The sequence below is a fragment of the Mesorhizobium loti R88b genome, assembly GCF_013170845.1.
GTDB lineage: Bacteria > Pseudomonadota > Alphaproteobacteria > Rhizobiales > Rhizobiaceae > Mesorhizobium > Mesorhizobium loti_B.
Map to the genome: position 1 here is coordinate 5,822,083 of NZ_CP033367.1, position 16,889 is coordinate 5,838,971.

Here is a 16,889-nt window from a genome sequence, read left to right on the forward strand (position 1 = left end):
CAAATTCCAAGCCGCGCCTCTCATCGCTCGAACGAACGCCCACTGTCAGTATAGATGGCCTGATGTGACGGATTCTTGTAGCAGCAGAGGGATAGAGGTCGATACAGCCCAGTGCAATAGTTGCGCCAGCCGATCTGGTCCACAGGCAAGACAGCAGCCTTTCAGCGCCGTCTTCCTGGAGAATACGAGCGACCGATCGCTACTATGCTTGTGCGACGGACATGGCTTACTGCAGCGTCCGCAATGGCGATTGAGCGGCGCGGTCATGCGCGACGCCGGCACCGGCATCCTCCGCGCCAAGCGCGCGGTCGAGACCGGTCGCCACCACCGAAACCCTGAAGCGGCCTTCCATGCTCTTGTCGAAGATCGCGCCGACGATGATGTCGGCATCCTCATAGACCTCCTCGCGGATGCGGGTGGCGGCCTCGTCGACCTCGAACAGGGTCATGTCCCTGCCGCCCGATATCGAGACCAGCACGCCCTTGGCGCCCTTCATCGACATTTCGTCCAGCAACGGGTTGGCGATCGCGGCCTCCGCAGCCTTCATCGCCCGGCCGTCGCCTGACGCCTCGCCGGTTCCCATCATGGCGCGGCCCATGCCGCGCATGACCGATTTGACGTCGGCGAAATCGAGATTGATCAGGCCTTCCTTGACGATGAGATCGGTGATGCAGCTGACGCCGGAGTAAAGCACCCGGTCGGCAATGACGAAGGCGTCGGCGAAGGTGGTCTTTGCATCGGCGATCCGGAACAGGTTCTGGTTCGGGATGACGATCACCGTATCGGCGCTTTCGCGCAGCCGCTCGATACCTTCCTCGGCCATCTGCATGCGGCGCCTGCCCTCGAAGGTAAAGGGCTTGGTGACGACGCCGACAGTCAGGATGCCGGCCTTGCGCGCCGCTTGCGCAATGATCGGGGCGGCGCCGGTGCCGGTGCCGCCGCCCATGCCTGCGGTGACGAAACACATATGCGTGCCGGCCAGATGATCCATTATTTCGTCGAGCGATTCCTCGGCCGCGGCACGGCCGATCTCCGGCAGCGAGCCGGCGCCCAATCCTTCCGTGACGTGTGCGCCAAGCTGGATCAGCCGTGTCGCCTTCGACATGGTCAGCGCCTGCGCGTCGGTGTTGGCGGCAATGAATTCGGTTCCCTGAAGCTGTTCCACGATCATGTTGTTGATGGCGTTGCCGCCACCGCCGCCGACGCCGATAACGGTGATCTTGGGTCTCATCTCGGAGATTTCCGGCTTCTTGAACTCGGCCATGCCTGCTTCTCCTTCGCCAATTTGCGCGCGCTTCACGACCCACAAGCAGACTGCCTAGAAGGCATTGCGATCGAGCGGCATGACGCGAATCAGTCCGTCCGGATGGGTGACCCAAAAAGCCAGAGAGCGGCCGGACGTGCAAGTGCGCGCAAGGTCAAGATTTGTGATGGCGATATTGCAGGCCGCAACGGAGATACCGCGCGCCCGCAAGCCAGGCCGAAAAGCCAAGCAATCCGGGCAACGCGCCAAGTCTTGCCGCGCAAGGATTGAAGCGTCTATCATGGCCCTACAGATCGCAGGGTTCGGCATCCCGCCATGCTCGGCCCGATCGCGATTGTCCGTGGTCGTCAGGCCAGATTTCAGAACGAATGAAGCCCCGCCAATGGCCGACAGAACACAATTCGGGTTGACCGCGGTCGACACCGTCCCCCTGCACGAGAAGGTCTATCTGGAGCTTGTGCGAGCCCTGATGTCCGGCCAGTTCACGCCTGGCCAGAAGCTGACCTCGCGCAAGCTCGCCAAGGAACTCGGCACCAGCGACATGCCGGTGCGCAGCGCCTTCATGCGGCTGCAGGCGCTGCGGGCGCTGAGCCCGATGCCGAACGGCAGCGTCGAAGTGCCGGTCATTTCGGCCGACCGGTTCTCGCAATTGACCGCGGTGCGCACGATCCTCGAAGGCTCGGCGACCGAGCTCGCGACAAAGCTCGTCAACGGCAACAATCTGCGGGCGATCCGGCGCCACAGCACCGAATTGACCCTGGCGGCCCGCAAGGGCGATATCGACGACTATCTCAGGAAGAATTACGCCTTCAAGTTCTCGATCTATCGCCATTGCGGTAACGAGCAGATGATCTTCCTGATCGAGACCGTCTGGATGCAGGTCGGACCATTTCTCAGAAACCTCGCCATGGGCTTCGAGGACGACCTCTCCTCCATCCTCGACATCGACTATCACGAGCAAGTCGTCGCGGCGATCGAGGCCCAGGACGGCGCGCGCGCCCGCGCAGCCATCGTGCGCGACATCGATGAAGGTGCCGCGCATATCCTGCAGCAGGCCAGATTTCCGGGTGCAAGGCCTTAGAAATGTCCCTTGGCTTTCCATCCTCTTGCCTCTATGTTGCGATCGCAGATCGCGCAATTGGTTTTGAAATGCCTCCCGACATCCCGGCTAGTGACTTGAAAAAATAAGGAAAAGTATCCGGTATCAACCGGATATGCTTTTCGAAAACTCACAAGCATTTTTTACCAGGGATAGCGCAGCCGATCAGGCTTGGGCACTTCGAAAACCAGAGGTTTTAAAATTGAGCGATGCAATTGCGGACGTCCTGAGCTGGCTTGAAAGCAGAAACGACATCCAGAGCCTGAGAGCGGCGGTGTGCGACCTCAACGGCGTCATGCGGGGAAAACGCATTCCCGTCGAGCAGGCCCGCAAGGCACTGGAGGGCAAGCTGCGCATGCCCTACTCGCTGATCGGGCTCGACATCTGGGGCGAGGATATCGAAGGCAACACGCTGGTTTTCTCGACCGGCGATGCCGACGGGCTTTGCCAATGGACCGGACGGGGCATTCTGCCTGTGGAATGGACGGCGCATCCGACGGCGCTCGTCCCGCTCTGGCTTGCCGACGAAAATGGTGCGCCCTATCTCGGCGACCCCCGGCGGGCGCTGGCCCGCATCCTCGATCGCTACAAGGCGCTCGGCCTGACCCCGGTCGCGGCAACCGAACTCGAATTCTATCTGGTCGATCCGCAGTCGCAGCGGCCGGTCGGGCCTGTCTCGCCGGTCACGGGACGGCGGCTCGATTCCGATGCCGCGCTGTCGATCGACGAGATCGACGATTTCGAATCCTTCATCCATGACGTCTACGAAGCCTGCCGGGCGCAAGACATTCCCGTCGATACGGCGATCGCCGAAAATGGCGTCGGCCAGTTCGAGATCAATCTGAACCATGTCGCCGACGCCTTGCGGGCAGCCGACGACGCCGTGCTGTTCAAGCGTACGGTCAAGGGTATTGCCCGCAAGCACGGCTTTGCCGCCTGTTTCATGGCCAAGCCTTATGGCGACCGCGCCGGCAATGGCTTTCACGTCCATTTCAGCCTCGTCGACGCCGAAGGCCGCAACGTGTTCGACGACGGCACCGATCAGGGTTCCGAAATCATGCGCCACGCGGTCGGCGGGCTGCTCGCGGCGATGGCCGAGAGCACGCTGGTGTTCGCACCGCATTTCAACTCGTATCGCCGGCTTCGCCCGCGGTCCTACGCACCGACCGCGGTTGCCTGGGGCTACGAGAACCGCATGGTCGCGATCCGCATTCCCGGCGGCCCGACCGGGGCGCGCCGCATCGAGCATCGCGTGTCGGGAGCGGATGCCAATCCCTATCTGGTGCTTGCCGCCATATTGGGCGCGGCGCTGATCGGCATCGAAAGGCAGATGTCGCCGGGCGATCCGATCGGGAACGATGGCCAAGGCGTCGTGCCGGCCAAGCTGCCGCCGGACTGGGCCTCCGCGATCGCCACCTTTGAAAGCGGAACGCATGTGGCGGAAATCTTCCCGGCGATCCTGCGCGACTCCTTCGTCGCTTGCAAACGCCAGGAATTGAACACCTTCGCCCTCAATGTCAGCGACTTCGAGATCGAGACCTATCTCGAAAGCGTTTAGGCTGCGCCATCGGCGCGGACGACCTTCGAACAGCCGTAAAAAGCATGGACTTGCGGTACGGGCCTGAACCGGGCATAAACATGATAATTTTTATCATGTATTATGCTTGGAGATAGACAAGACTTGACCTTCGTTGCGCGCATGGAAAGTCGGATCGAGGGCTTTTCAGTCATCGGCGACCTGAAATGGCACCTGTGGGACGGCGTGATCGCCGACCTCTGGGATGTCTCATGTGGTGACAGGGCCGAAGGCTACTACGTCTCTCCCGATCCCCGGCTGTTTGTCGCACTCGACGTCGATGGCGACGGCGCCTTCTTCGTCGAAGGCGCCAAGGGCGAAGTATCCCGCTACGACAGGGCTCTTTCGATGGCCTATATTCCGGCCGGGGTGCCGATCCGTGGCCGGGTCGAGGGATTGCGCCGGATCCGGCATCTCGACCTGCATTTCGATGTGGCGACGCTGACGCGCCGCTTCGGCCGTAGCCTTGATCGGGAAGCCTTGCAGATGTCGCGCTTCCAGTTTCGCGACGACCGGGTCGCGATGCTGGCGGGCCTGATCGCCGCTGAATGCGGCAGTGACGAGCCGCTGCATGATCTCTATGGCGAGGGCCTGCTCAATGCCTTGTTCGCCAGCCTTTTCCAGATCGATCAGCCAGGTGCCGCCAGGCGTCGGTCGCCGCTGTCGCGGCGCAAGCTGCGCCTCGTCACCGACTACATAGACGCGCATTGCCTGGACCGGATCCGGCTTGCCGATCTCGCCGCGCTGACCGGCCTCTCCGAAACCGCGATGAGCCATGCCTTCAAGGCGGCAACAGGCGTGCCGCCGCACCGCTGGCAGATGCAGGCTCGGATCGACAGGGCGAAGGCGATGATGGCGCGTCGGGCCGCCTCGCTGGGCGACATCGCCGAAGCGACCGGCTTCTTCGACCAGGCGCATCTGACGCGGGTGTTCAAGGCGGTGGTCGGCGTGACGCCCGGCGCCTGGATGAAGAGCGCCGGAAGCCCGTGATATTTCCGCAACATGAAGCCGCGATGTCCCCCGTTTGGGCAAGAACGGACAAGCCGCCCAAATCCATCCAATGACCCGCAGATAAGTTGAGATAAATGATCAAGTATCTCAACGACCGCAGACGGGGACCTACCTGATGAGCAGACTTTACTGGATGAAGGCGCTTCTGGCGGCCAGTGTCGCGGCGGCCGCGATGATGCCGCCGATGGCCGCCTTCGCGCAGTCAGTACAGAGCAGCACCCAGCTCGAGCCGGTGGTGGTCGAAGGCGAAGCGGGCGACAGCGCCACCGGACCGGTCCAAGGTATCGTTGCCAAGAAAACCAAGACCGGCTCGAAGACGGCGGCCGACATCAAGGAGATCCCGCAATCCGTCTCGGTGGTCGGCCGCCAGGAGATCGACGACCAGGGCGCGCAGAAGGTCGATGAGGCCCTGCGTTACACGGCCGGCGTCTTTGCGCAGCCCTTCGGCCCAGACAGCGATACCAACTGGCTGTTCATCCGCGGGTTCCAGGCGACGGCCACCGGCACCTACATGGATGGCCTGCAGCTGTTCAGCTATGGCTTCGGCGGCTTCTATGTCGACAGTTTCGGGCTTGAGCGCATCGAGGTGCTGAAAGGCCCGGCTTCGGTGCTCTACGGCGGCAGCAATCCCGGCGGCCTGGTCAACTATGTCAGCAAGCGGCCGGAGTTCGAACGCAAGCGCTACATCGAGACCGGCATTAACGATGCCGGCAATGTCTATCTCGGCTTCGACATTGGTGACGTGGCCAACAATGACACGGTCAGCTACCGCATCAACGGCAAGGTCGCCGGCGGCGACACCTACAGCGACCTGCAGAATGGCTGGCGCGGCTTCATCTCACCCAGCATCACCTGGAAGCCGGACGAAGCGACCACGCTGACCATCCTGGCCAATTACAGCCATATCGACGAGAACCACAATGGCGGCAGCTTCCTGCCCTACGAAGGAACGGTCACCGACCGGATCATTGGCGGCGTCAACTACGGTCGTATTGACCCCGACGCGAACTTCACCGAACCGAGTGTCGATCTCTACAAGCGTGAACAGGGGTCGATCGGCTATGAGTTCGAGCATACGTTCGACAATGACTGGACGGTGCGCTCCAACACACGCTACAGCGCGGCGAACATCCAGGAAGTCAGCGTCTATCCCAATGGTTGGGTAAGCCCCGCATCGACGCAACTGAACCGCATCAATTTCGGCCACGACACCGATGCCAAGACATTCCTGTCGGACCTGCAGATCGAAGGCAAGGTGCAGACCGGTGCGGTGGAACACACTTTGCTGGCCGGCATCGACTATAAATACTACAATATCGATCAGGTACAGTCGTCGGCCCTGTTCGGTACGACGCCGCCGATCGATGCTTTCACCCCTGTCTACGGCTCGACGCTGACGCCTCGCGTCAGCTATCTCAGCCAGAATCTGACCCAGCAGCAGCTAGGCTTCTACGCGCAGGACCAGTTGCGCTTCGGCGATGGCTGGCTGGTGACGCTGAATGGCCGCTATGACCGCGGCTGGCTCGGAGCCGATAATCGTCCGACCTTTTACTCGGCGAGCCCCAGCGCGCAGAGCCAGACCGTCGGCGACTTCTCCGGCCGTGCCGGCCTCGCCTATGAGTTCGCCGATGGCGTGACGCCCTATGCCAGCTTCGCGACTTTCTTCAATCCAGTCATCGGTACCGACGCCAACGGCAATCTTTTCAACCCGGAGACCGGCCAGCAGTACGAGGTCGGCGTCAAATACGTGCCGACCTTTATCGATGGCCTGTTCACCGTGTCGCTCTTCGACCTTACCCGCCAGAATGTAGCGACCGCGACCGCCGCCAACCCCTTTGCCCAGTATCAGACCGGCGAAATGCGTTCGCGTGGTGTGGAGCTCGAGGGCAAGGTGAACATCACCGAGGATTTCAAGGTAACCGGCGCTTTCACCGCGTACGATCTCAAAATCACCAAGGACAAAGAACCGACATATGTCGGCAAGACACCTTTCATCGCGCCAGAAGTGATGGCGTCCGCATCGGTCGACTACACGTTCCGTGGCGACTGGTATGACGGCATCTCGGTCGGCGGTGGTCTGCGCTATCTCGGATCGTCCTGGGCCGACAACGCGAATACGGCGAAGGTGCCGGCCGTCACGCTCGCCGACCTGAAGCTCGGCTACGAGAAGGAGAATTGGGGCGTCGACCTCAACGTCACCAATCTGTTCAACAAGACCTATGTCGCCAGTTGCCAGACGACGCTGACCTGCTCCTATGGCGAAGGCCGCTCGTTCAAGCTGAAGGTGCACACGACTTGGTAGCCGTGTGCCGAACCCGCCAGCAATGAAGCACCTGCCCAACAGACGGCAGGTGCTTGCGCTGGCGGCAGCTTCCTTGCTGCCGCCGATCGCAGCCAGGGCTGCGGTAATGCGCGTTGCCGCGATCGACTGGGGGATGTTGGAGACGTTGCTGGCGCTTGGCATCGAACCCGATGGCGGCGACCGAACTCATCCAGTTCCGCAAGATCGTGGTCGAGCCGGCCGTCCCTCAATCGGTGACCGATCTCGGACTGCGCGGCGCGCCTAACTACGAGCTGCTGCGCATCATCGCGCCGGACCTGATCGTCATCTCCAATTTCTACGAATACCAGCGTCCGATGCTCGAACGCATCGCGCCGGTCTTTGCGCAACCAGTCTACGAGGCCGGTGTGCCTCCCTACGCGCTCGCCGAGACAGCCACGCTGGCCCTGGGTGAGCAGCTCGGCCGACAGGCGGGGGCGAAGCGTTACGTCGACGAGACGTCAGCTGAAATTGAAGGCCTTCGTGCCACCTTGCCGCCATCGTCCGGACGACCGGCCTTCGTCATCAGCCTTGGCGACAGCCGGCACTTTCGCGCTTTCGGCCGCGACGCCATGTTCGGCGATGTGCTCACACGTCTCGGCCTGGCCAATGCCTGGACCGACGAGACAAGCTATAGCGCGGCAGCACCCGTGGGGCTGGAGGCACTGGCACGTGTGCCCGAAGCGTCGATCCTGATCGTCCCGCCGCTGCCGGCCGATGTCGGACGTTCGCTTCCGTCCAATGCCTTGTGGAATGCGCTGCCGGCCGTGCACCGTAACCGTGTCACGGTGCTCGAAGCCATCAACCATTTCGGCTGCTTGCCGTCGGCACGCCGTTTTGCACGCCTGGCGGCGGCAGCGCTTGCCGCCCATGGCTGAGCGCGCAGTCGATCATCGCGCCACGAGAGGCGCCAATCTGTCGCCGATCGCCCTATGGGGCTTCCTGGCGGCAATGGCGGCGCTGCTGTTCGCATGGCGCCTAGGCATGCAGTGGCCGGCGCCGCCGCCGGGCGACGGCGTCTATCTCGACCATGTCATCCTGTTCTACAGCACGCTGCCGCGCGCCGCGGTGGCCGTTCTGGCGGGCGCCGTGCTCGGCCTCTCCGGCCTGCTGCTGCAACATGTGCTGCGCAACAAGCTGGCCGAGCCGTCAACGCTTGGCATTTCGGCCGGCGCGCAACTGGCGATGACGGCAGCCTCGCTCTACGCGCCGTTTTTGATGGAGCGGTCGCAAGGCCTGGTCGCCTTTGCCGGTGGCACTGCGGCGGTGCTGCTGGTGCTGGGCTTGACGTGGCGGCGCGGGCTCGAGCCGGTCTCCGTCGTGCTGGCCGGCATGATGGTGGCGCTGACCGCCAGCTCGATCAGTGCGGCGCTGATCCTCGCCAATGGCGAATATCTGTTCTCGCTGTTCATCTGGGGCGGTGGGTCACTGGTCCAGCAGGATTGGGGGCCAGCCATCGCGCTTACGGTCAGGTTGGCGGCCGGTGCCGTTGCCGCGCTGATGCTGCTGCGGCCGCTGACCATCCTCGGCCTCGACGATGCCTCGGCGCGCGGCCTGGGCGTTGCCCGACACTCAAGCCGCCTTCTCGTCATCGCGTTGGCCGTGTGGATGGCGACGAGCGTCGCGGCGGAGGTCGGCGTCATTGGTTTTATCGGCCTTGCCGCGCCGGCGCTGGCCACGCTTTCCGGCGCACGCACCTTGCGCCAAAAACTGATCGCCGCACCGCTGATCGGCGCCATCCTTTTGTGGCTGACGGACGGGTTGGTGCAGCTCGCCGCCGGCTCCGGTGGCGAACGCATTCCGACCGGCGCGGGCACAGCGCTTCTCGGTGGCCCGCTGCTACTGTGGCTGTTGCCACGGCTGCGCATGTTCGAGTGGCCGCATCTCGGCTCGAACGGGGATGCACCGCGCAAAGCCGATCGACCGTGGCTCATCGTTCTGCTCTTGGTCGTGCTCACCCTTGTTGCCGTCGCGGTGGCGCTGATCGTCGGCCGCGGCCCCACAGGCTGGTCATTCGCCAGCGGTGATTTGCTGACCGATCTCGCCGCTTGGCGCGCGCCACGCATCGGCGTGGCGGCTGCCGCCGGTGCCATGCTGGCGGCCGCCGGGGTGGTCATCCAGCGGGTCACCGGCAATCCGCTGGCAAGTCCCGAAGTGCTTGGTGTCGGCACCGGCGCCGGCGCCGGCCTGACCGTCGTGCTGGTGGTCAGCGCCACAGCCGGGCTCGGCTGGCAGCTGGCCGGCTCGGCCCTGGGCTCGCTGGCGGCATTGATCGCCATGCTGGCCATCGCCGCGCGAGCGAAATTCGGTGCCGAGCGCCTGCTGCTTGCCGGCATCGCCATGAGCGCGCTGTACAGTGCCGCGATCACCGCGACGATCGCGATGGGCAACGCGCAGTCCTACGTCCTGCTGCGCTGGCTGAGTGGCTCGATAGGTCAAGCAACCGCCATGGACGCATCGGTTGCGCTGGCCTGCCTGTTGCCGCTGACGCTGCCGCTGTTTCTGGCGGCCCGCTGGCTCGACATCCTGCCGCTAGGGTCCGTCAGCGCTCGCGGGCTTGGCGTGCCGGTCGCCGGCGGGCGGCTGACGCTGATCCTTGTCGCCGCGCTGCTGACCGCACTGTCAGCCATGGTCGTCGGGCCGTTGAGCTTCGTCGGCCTGATCGCGCCGCATCTTGCCCGGCTCATCGGGTTCTCCCGCGCTCGGGTTCATCTCGCTGGCGCGATGCTTCTGGGCGCCTTGCTGATGACCGTCTCGGACTGGCTGTCGCGTATGGCGGCCTTTCCCTACGAACTGCCCGCCGGCCTGTTCGCCTCGCTGCTCGGCGGGCCGTATCTCGTCTACCTACTTGCCAGGGGTGTGCCGCGCCAAGGCTGACAAAGCTGGTGCGGCGTGCCTCCGGGGCAAGCTTGAGTTCCCGAAGCCGGCGCGGGACTGTGGATCGAGTTCTGCAACAACCAAACGGAGACCTTGCCCGTGGGCCAAATCCGTCCGACACCTCATTGCAACAACGGAATCACCGCGCACCAGCAGCCGGGCGATCTCATGAATGGAGCTGGAGCATGATCCCGAAAAGTGGGAATCGGTTTTCGGACAAGATCATGCTCAATAAGGAAACGACCATGGAACCAATCTGGGCCGTCGGGCTGATGACCGGGACGGTGCTTGACGGGAATATCGACGTCGCGCTGATCAAGACAGATGGCGAGCGGATCGATGATTTCGGCACCTACCGGCTGATGCCTTATCCCCCGTCGATCCGCTCCCTGCTGGAAGAGACGCTGAAACAGGCGCGGGCCTGGAACTTTGTCGGGCCGGAACCGGCAATCTTCGCTGAGGCCGAGGAAGCGCTGACGCGGGCGCAGTCGGCGGCGGTCAGGGTATTGGTCGAAGGCCACGGGATGACGATGGCCGATATCGGCGTGGTCGGCTTCCACGGCCAGACAGTGCTGCATCGCGCGCCGCAACCCGGACGGATTGGCCAGACCCGGCAGCTCGGCGACGGCGAGCTGATGCACGCGCTATTGGGCACCAAGGTCGCCTACGACTTCCGCTCCGCCGACGTTCGCGCCGGCGGACAGGGCGCGCCCCTGGCTGCTGTCTATCACACCGCGCTGATGCGCAGCGCCAGCGCCAGCGGCGAGGTGGCCGTGCTCAATCTCGGCGGCGTCGCCAACATCACCTGGTGGGACGGCGCCGACAATGTCGTCGCCTTCGACACCGGGCCCGCCAACGCACCGCTCAACGATTTCATCAAGTCGAAGGGGCTCGGCGAAATGGATCGCGACGGCGCGCTTGGCCGCGCGGGAACCGTCGACGAAGCCCGGCTCGCCAAGCTGCTGCAACACCCCTATCTCAGCAAGCCCTACCCCAAATCACTGGACCGTTTCGACTTCGGTGCCGCCATGGCGGACGGCCTCAACACCGAGGACGGTGCGGCCTTGCTCACCGCCTTCACCGCCTCAGCCGTCGGCAAGGCACTTGACCTCTTGCCACACCGGCCGAAAAAGCTGGTGGTCAGCGGCGGCGGCCGACATAACCCGACAATGATGTCCATGCTCGCGAGCCGCGCCGGCGTCGAGGTGGTGCAGGCGGAAAGCCTCGGCTGGAGCGGCGACGCTGTCGAGGCCGAGTGTTTTGCCTTCCTCGCGGTTCGCGTGCTGCGCGGCCTGCCGATCAGTTTTCCAAGCACCACCGGCGCGCCGCAGCCGATGCGTGGCGGAAAGCTCGCCAGTTAGACCAGCGACAGTTTCTTCTGCAGGAAAATGCGGCTGCGGCCGACCGGGAAATCGGCCAGCGCGCCGAAGGGCTGATAGCCCTGACGCTGGTAGACCTTGGCGGCGTTTGGATTGAAGGTGTCGATCCAGGCGTTTTGGCAGCCGCGTGCCACAGCTTGCTGTTCGGCTGCGGCCAGCATCTGACCTGCCATATGCTGGCCGCGCAACCGCTCATCGACCCACAGCCATTGCACGTAGAGCCAGCCCCACGCCGTGTAACCCGAAATCCCGGCAACGACCGCGCCATCCTCGTCGCGCACGAACACCGCCAGCGCTTTTCTTTCCGACGCGCCGACATCGCCGTCGTTGAAGGCCGTCAGCTGTTCGCTGAGAAAGGCGAGGTCTTCCGGCAAGGGATTTGCCGTTGTTTCGAGGGTCGTGTTCATGGCTCTTTCCGGAAAGCTCAGCTGGATGGGATGAAGCGATACGAAGCGTAAGGTTCTCGCGCAATCTATGTCTGCTCTCGAACAGGGTTCGGATCGCCGCTGTTGCGGAATTCGGATGCGGCAATGCCGTAGCGCTTGAGCTTGTCGTAAAACGTCTTGCGCGGCACGCCGAGGGCGTCGATGGCACCGCGCACATCGCCGCCATGGTCGCGCAGCGCGTCGCGGATGAGTTGCGCCTCGTAGTGGCCCACGCGCGCCGGCAGCGAGCCTGCAGGCTCCGGCGATTGCGGTGAGACCGCCTTCGTCTCGTCGTCCGGGCCAAGACCGAGCGCGACGCGATCGGCGAAATGCGCGAGCTCGCGCACATTGCCCGGCCAGGCATGCGACTGGAGATGATCGCTGACGGCGGCGTTCACCTTGGCGACAGGCCGGCCGAAGCGTTCCGCCGCCTTGCCGAGGAAATGCCCGAACAGCATCGGGATATCGCCGCGCCGTTCGCGCAAAGGCGGAATGCGCAACGTCACCACATTGAGGCGAAAATAGAGATCCTCGCGAAAATCGCCGCGCTGGTCCGGCCGTCCGAGATCGACTTTGGTTGCCGCGACAACCCGCAAATCGATACGCCTGATATCGTTGGAGCCAAGCGGGGTGAGGCTGCGCGTCTCGAGCACCCGCAGCAGCTTGACCTGGAGGGCCGGCGGCATGGATTCGATCTCGTCGAGGAACAGCGTGCCGCCGCTGGAATGCTCGATGCGGCCGATGCGTCGCCGTTGCGCGCCGGTGAACGCGCCGGCCTCATGGCCGAACAGTTCGCTTTCGATGACGGTCTCCGGCAGAGCGCCGCAGTTCAACGCCACGAAGGGTTTGGCCCGGCGCCGGCCCCACCTGTGCAAGAGGTCTGCCACCACTTCCTTGCCGGTTCCCGTCTCGCCTTCCACGAGCACGTCGACATCCATGTCGGCGATCTGTCGCAAGGTTTCGCGCAGCCGGTGGATGGCAGGCGCCTCGCCGATCAGCGGCAGGCCGTCGGCGGCCAGTGCGGCGGCTTCGCGCAGTCGCCGGTTCTCCATCACCAGCCGCCGCTTCTCGCTCGCCCGTTTCAGTGCCTCGACAAGGCGATCACCGGCATAGGGTTTCGGGATGAAATCGTAGACGCCGTCCTTGAGCGCGGCCACGGCAAGATCAACATCGCCGTGCCCAGTGACCAGGATCACCGGTATGTCGGGGTCGATTGCCTTGATGCGGTCGAAGAGCTGCAGCCCGTTCATGCCCGGCATGCGGATGTCGCTGACGACGACGCCGTCGAAATTCCGGTCTACGATGGCAAGGGCTGCCTCGGCGGCATCGCGCGCGACCACCGTGAAGCCGGCAAGCTCGAGCAATTGCGTGGTGGCGTGCAAAAGGTCGGCATCATCGTCGACGAGCGCCACCAGCCCTGATCCCTGCGTCATTCAATTCGCCTCAAATCGATGGTGAAGGAAGCGCCGCTGGTGCTGTCGGGATCGAGCTGCAAGGTGCCGCCCAATTCCTGGGCGATTTCCTGCGAGATCACCAGCCCGAGGCCGAGCCCCTTCTCCTTGGTGGTCTGGAACGGCATGAACAGATTGGCGGCCGCCTCCGGTCCGAGGCCGGGACCGTTGTCGCGCACCGAAATCAGCACCCGGTCGTCGTGCTCGGCGAGTCCAATCTCGATGCGGGGATCGGGCTGGTCCTTCATGGCATCCAGTGCGTTCTGCAACAGGTTGACGAGGATCTGCTCCAGCCGGATGCGGCTCGCCATCACCATCGGCGAGGCGCTGCCGCGCGGCTTGACGATGGTGACGCCGGAATCGCGGATGCGGCCGGAGAGCAACGACAGCGCGCCGTCGATCGCCTCGCGTACCGGTAGTGGCGAAGCGGCCACGCCCGGGCGGCGGGCGAAGGTGCGCAAGGTGTTGGTGATGGCGCCGATGCGTTCGGTCATCGAGACAATCGAGGTCAGATTGCCGCTCGCCGGCTCGGTCTTGCCGCCTTCGAGAAAGCGGCCGGCATTCTCGGCATAGGTGCGGATCGCGGCGACCGGCTGGTTGATCTCATGCGCCACGCCGGCCGCGATCTGGCCGAGGATGGACAGCCGATTGGCCTGGGCGAGATCGTCGCGCAACCGACGGACCTTGGCCTCGGCGCTTTCACGCTCGGCGATTTCGCCGGCGAGTGCCGTATTGGAGCGCGTCAGTTCGGCCGTTCGCGTGCTGACCCGGCTTTCCAGTTCGGCATTCATGCGCGCCAGCGCGTCCTGCCGCAGCCGGCGTGTACGGCGGCGGCGGGTGAGCACGTAGGCAAGCAAGCCGGTCAGCAGCAGCCCAAGCAGCGTCGTCAGCCGCGCCGTGTTGGCCGCGGACGAGAGAGCAGCGTCGGCGGGCGTCAAGAGCCAGAGACGCCAGCCGGGGACCGCACCCGGCAAGTCCTGCACCACCTCGACGAACTGGCGCGGCTTGCCGGAGCTGTCGATCGTCGCCAGGCCGTCGCCGGCACCGCGCCGTATCGGCAGGGGTTCAAACGCGGCGTCCGTCAATTGCAGTTGCTCATGGGCAGCGGCGGCGTCTTCGGCGGAGAGCGGCGCCAGCGCGTGAAACCGCCATTCGGGCTGGCTGGTGGCGAGTACCACGCCGCGTTCGTCGGTGACGAAAACGAGGAACCCGCTGGAGCGCCAATTGGCTTCGACGCCGTCGAGTTCGACCTTCAACACCGCGACGCCCAGCGGCTTGCCGTTGTCGTCGACGCGGCTCGAAAGATAGAGTCCCGGCCGGCCGCTGATCGTGCCGAGGCCATACTGGCTGGCAGAGCCCTTCGCCAGCGCCTCGTTGAAATAGTGGCGGAAATTATAGTCGATGCCGACAAAGCTCGTCGGCTCACCGGCATTGCTGGCCGATATCGCGATGCCCGCCGTATCGATGACATAGATGGCGGACGCCGAGGCGTCGCCGGCAATCGCCTTGAGCTTGTCGTTGAGGGCCGCTTCCTGCATCGTTCCGGCCCGGCGCAGCGCCCCGCGCACAGCATCGTCGCGGGACAGCACCAATGGCACCAGGCGCTGCTTTTCGATTTCGCCGGTCAGGGTTCCCGCCGCCAGCGGCAGAGCGGCAAGCGCTGTGTCGCGAAGATCGTCGGCCGCCTGGCCGGAGGCTATGCGCCCGGCAATGGCGATGGCGCCAGCCAGGATCGCAAGCGCGATGAGGACGATAAGCCAGCGGCCATCGCGCAGCCGGCCAACCGCCTCGCGCAGCAAGTCACGACCGGACCCGCTATCGGTGCCAGCTTGCGTCGTCTGCCCTCTCCCTTTTCTCTGGCGCAATTCCGGGCGGAAAACCGCTCACACTTTTCCTGGAATTGCTTTAGCGGCCTCGCCGCCACTCTAATGCGAAATTCCGCCCAGGCAAACGTTTCGTGTGCGGAAATCCGCACACGCATTTAGCCCTGGACCTCGCAAAAGGGCCGAAATGTGGGGATTCCGGCCTTTCTCCGATCTGGCACAGCGCTTGCAAAACTCCTTGCTAGCGGCGGGCAACCGGAACGCCGCGATGGGAGAAGTCACGCAGGGCGGGTTCCGTCCATCCGGCCAGGGAGAGTTTTCATGCAGATCGCAGACCAATCCGGCGCGCCCGCCGCGCAGCGCAAGCCCCTCTATGCCCAACTCTATGTGCAGGTGCTGGTGGCAATCACCGTCGGCATCCTGCTCGGCCACTACTATCCATCGATCGGCGAGAGCATGAAGCCGCTCGGCGACGCCTTCATCAAGCTGGTCAAGATGATCATCGCCCCGGTCATCTTCCTGACAGTCGCGACCGGGATCGCCGGCATGAGCGACCTGCAAAAGGTCGGCCGCGTCGCCGGCAAGGCGATGCTCTACTTCCTCACTTTCTCGACGCTGGCGCTGATCATCGGCCTTATCGTCGCCAATGTCGTGCAGCCGGGCGCCGGCTTCAACATCGACCCGGCGACGCTCGACGCCTCGACCGTCAACACCTACGCCGCCAAGGCACATGACCAGTCGGTCACCGGCTTCCTGATGAACATCATCCCCGGCACGATCGTCGGCGCCTTCGCCGATGGCGACATATTGCAGGTTCTGTTCTTCTCGGTGCTGTTCGGCATCGCACTGGCGCTGGTCGGCGACAAGGGCGCACCGGTGCTCAACTTCCTGCAGGCGCTGATGGCGCCGATGTTCAAGCTGGTCAGCGTGCTGATGAAGGCAGCCCCCATCGGCGCTTTCGGCGCCATGGCCTTCACCATCGGCAAATACGGCATCGGCTCGGTCATCAACCTCGCCATGCTGGTCGGCACCTTCTACGCCACCTCGTTTCTGTTCGTGTTCGTCGTGCTGGGTGCCGTCTGCCGCTACAACGGCTTCTCCATCCTGTCCCTGATCCGCTACATCAAGGAAGAGCTGCTGCTGGTGCTGGGCACCTCCTCTTCGGAAGCAGCCCTGCCCTCGCTGATGGAGAAGATGGAGAAGGCCGGTGCCAAGCGCTCGGTGGTCGGCCTGGTCATCCCGACCGGCTATTCCTTCAACCTCGACGGCACCAACATCTACATGACTCTTGCGGCGCTGTTCATCGCGCAGGCGACGAACATCCATCTCTCGATCGGCGACCAGATCCTGCTGCTGCTGGTGGCGATGCTCTCGTCCAAGGGTGCCGCAGGCATCACCGGGGCCGGCTTCATCACGCTCGCCGCCACGCTTTCGGTCGTGCCATCGGTGCCGGTCGCCGGCATGGCGCTGATCCTCGGTGTCGACCGCTTCATGTCGGAATGCCGGGCACTGACCAACTTCATCGGCAACGCCGTCGCCACGCTGGTTGTCGCCCGCTGGGAAGGCGAGCTCGACGAGGCGAAGCTGGCGAGAGCCTTGGCTGGAACAGCCGACGACAGCCTGCCGGCGGATGTCGTTCCCGCCGAGTAATCCGCGCGATCGCA

General features: G+C 64.1%; 11 protein-coding genes and 1 pseudogene. 8 read left to right on the forward strand and 4 right to left on the reverse strand.

The features are described from left to right. Nucleotides 1-226 precede the first annotated feature (226 nt). Nucleotides 227-1,264 carry a cell division protein FtsZ gene (gene ftsZ / locus EB235_RS28530; RefSeq protein WP_027034059.1) on the reverse strand — a complete coding sequence of 346 codons (1,038 nt, stop codon included), beginning with the start codon at nt 1,262-1,264 and terminating at the stop codon, nt 227-229. Between the two features lie 382 nt (nt 1,265-1,646). On the opposite strand from ftsZ, the gene EB235_RS28535 reads away from it, so the two are divergent. From EB235_RS28535 to EB235_RS28565, 7 genes and pseudogenes are all read left to right on the forward strand, one after another. Continuing rightward, nucleotides 1,647-2,345, forward strand: a complete 699-nt coding sequence (locus EB235_RS28535; RefSeq protein WP_027034058.1) for a GntR family transcriptional regulator — start codon at nt 1,647-1,649, stop codon at nt 2,343-2,345. A 220-nt stretch (nt 2,346-2,565) separates the two neighbouring features. Next, entirely contained in the window at nt 2,566-3,921 is a 1,356-nt protein-coding gene (locus EB235_RS28540) for a glutamine synthetase family protein (RefSeq protein ID WP_027034057.1), read from the forward strand. 123 nt (nt 3,922-4,044) lie between these two features. Next, on the forward strand, nt 4,045-4,929 hold the full coding sequence (locus tag EB235_RS28545; RefSeq protein WP_027034056.1) for a helix-turn-helix domain-containing protein: 885 nt from the start codon (nt 4,045-4,047) through the stop codon (nt 4,927-4,929). Between the two features lie 154 nt (nt 4,930-5,083). Then, nucleotides 5,084-7,252, forward strand: coding sequence for a TonB-dependent siderophore receptor (locus tag EB235_RS28550; RefSeq protein WP_027034055.1), 2,169 nt, complete (start codon nt 5,084-5,086; stop codon nt 7,250-7,252). 22 nt (nt 7,253-7,274) lie between these two features. Further along, nucleotides 7,275-8,148, forward strand: a pseudogene (locus EB235_RS28555) (ABC transporter substrate-binding protein). Then, entirely contained in the window at nt 8,141-10,147 is a 2,007-nt protein-coding gene (fhuB, locus tag EB235_RS28560) for a Fe(3+)-hydroxamate ABC transporter permease FhuB (protein WP_027034054.1), read from the forward strand. The pseudogene EB235_RS28555 and the gene fhuB overlap by 8 nt, the downstream one beginning before the upstream one ends. A 245-nt stretch (nt 10,148-10,392) precedes the next feature. Then, on the forward strand, nt 10,393-11,508 hold the full coding sequence (locus EB235_RS28565) for an anhydro-N-acetylmuramic acid kinase (protein ID WP_027034053.1): 1,116 nt from the start codon (nt 10,393-10,395) through the stop codon (nt 11,506-11,508). Here EB235_RS28565 and EB235_RS28570 read toward each other — a convergent pair. The 3 genes from EB235_RS28570 to EB235_RS28580 all read right to left on the reverse strand — a co-directional run bounded on the left by EB235_RS28570 (nt 11,505) and on the right by EB235_RS28580 (nt 15,201). Beyond that, nucleotides 11,505-11,933, reverse strand: coding sequence for a GNAT family N-acetyltransferase (locus EB235_RS28570; RefSeq protein ID WP_027034052.1), 429 nt, complete (start codon nt 11,931-11,933; stop codon nt 11,505-11,507). The two genes, EB235_RS28565 and EB235_RS28570, sit on opposite strands and share 4 nt — an antisense overlap. Nucleotides 11,934-11,998: 65 nt before the next feature. Then, entirely contained in the window at nt 11,999-13,384 is a 1,386-nt protein-coding gene (locus tag EB235_RS28575; protein ID WP_027034051.1) for a sigma-54-dependent transcriptional regulator, read from the reverse strand. Further along, a complete protein-coding gene (locus tag EB235_RS28580; RefSeq protein WP_027034050.1) occupies nt 13,381-15,201 on the reverse strand; it encodes a sensor histidine kinase in 1,821 nt (606 codons plus the stop codon). The genes EB235_RS28575 and EB235_RS28580 overlap by 4 nt, the downstream gene beginning before the upstream one ends. A 345-nt stretch (nt 15,202-15,546) precedes the next feature. Here EB235_RS28580 and EB235_RS28585 point away from each other — a divergent pair, with 345 nt between their 5' ends. Further along, the gene (locus tag EB235_RS28585; protein ID WP_051429813.1) at nt 15,547-16,875 is read left to right on the forward strand and encodes a dicarboxylate/amino acid:cation symporter; all 1,329 of its coding nucleotides are present in this window, start codon (nt 15,547-15,549) and stop codon (nt 16,873-16,875) included. Nucleotides 16,876-16,889 lie beyond the last annotated feature (14 nt).

Excerpts from the sequence above, each read along its gene's own strand:
- EB235_RS28565 (WP_027034053.1), top strand. The coding sequence starts at position 10,393 with ATGGAACCAATCTGGGCCGTCGGGCTGATGACCGGGACGGTGCTTGAC.
- EB235_RS28550 (WP_027034055.1), top strand. The coding sequence starts at position 5,084 with ATGAAGGCGCTTCTGGCGGCCAGTGTCGCGGCGGCCGCGATGATGCCG.
- EB235_RS28575 (WP_027034051.1), bottom strand. The coding sequence starts at position 13,384 with ATGACGCAGGGATCAGGGCTGGTGGCGCTCGTCGACGATGATGCCGAC.
- fhuB (WP_027034054.1), top strand. The coding sequence starts at position 8,141 with ATGGCTGAGCGCGCAGTCGATCATCGCGCCACGAGAGGCGCCAATCTG.
- EB235_RS28585 (WP_051429813.1), top strand. The coding sequence starts at position 15,547 with ATGCAGATCGCAGACCAATCCGGCGCGCCCGCCGCGCAGCGCAAGCCC.
- ftsZ (WP_027034059.1), bottom strand. The coding sequence starts at position 1,264 with ATGGCCGAGTTCAAGAAGCCGGAAATCTCCGAGATGAGACCCAAGATC.
- EB235_RS28570 (WP_027034052.1), bottom strand. The coding sequence starts at position 11,933 with ATGAACACGACCCTCGAAACAACGGCAAATCCCTTGCCGGAAGACCTC.
- EB235_RS28535 (WP_027034058.1), top strand. The coding sequence starts at position 1,647 with ATGGCCGACAGAACACAATTCGGGTTGACCGCGGTCGACACCGTCCCC.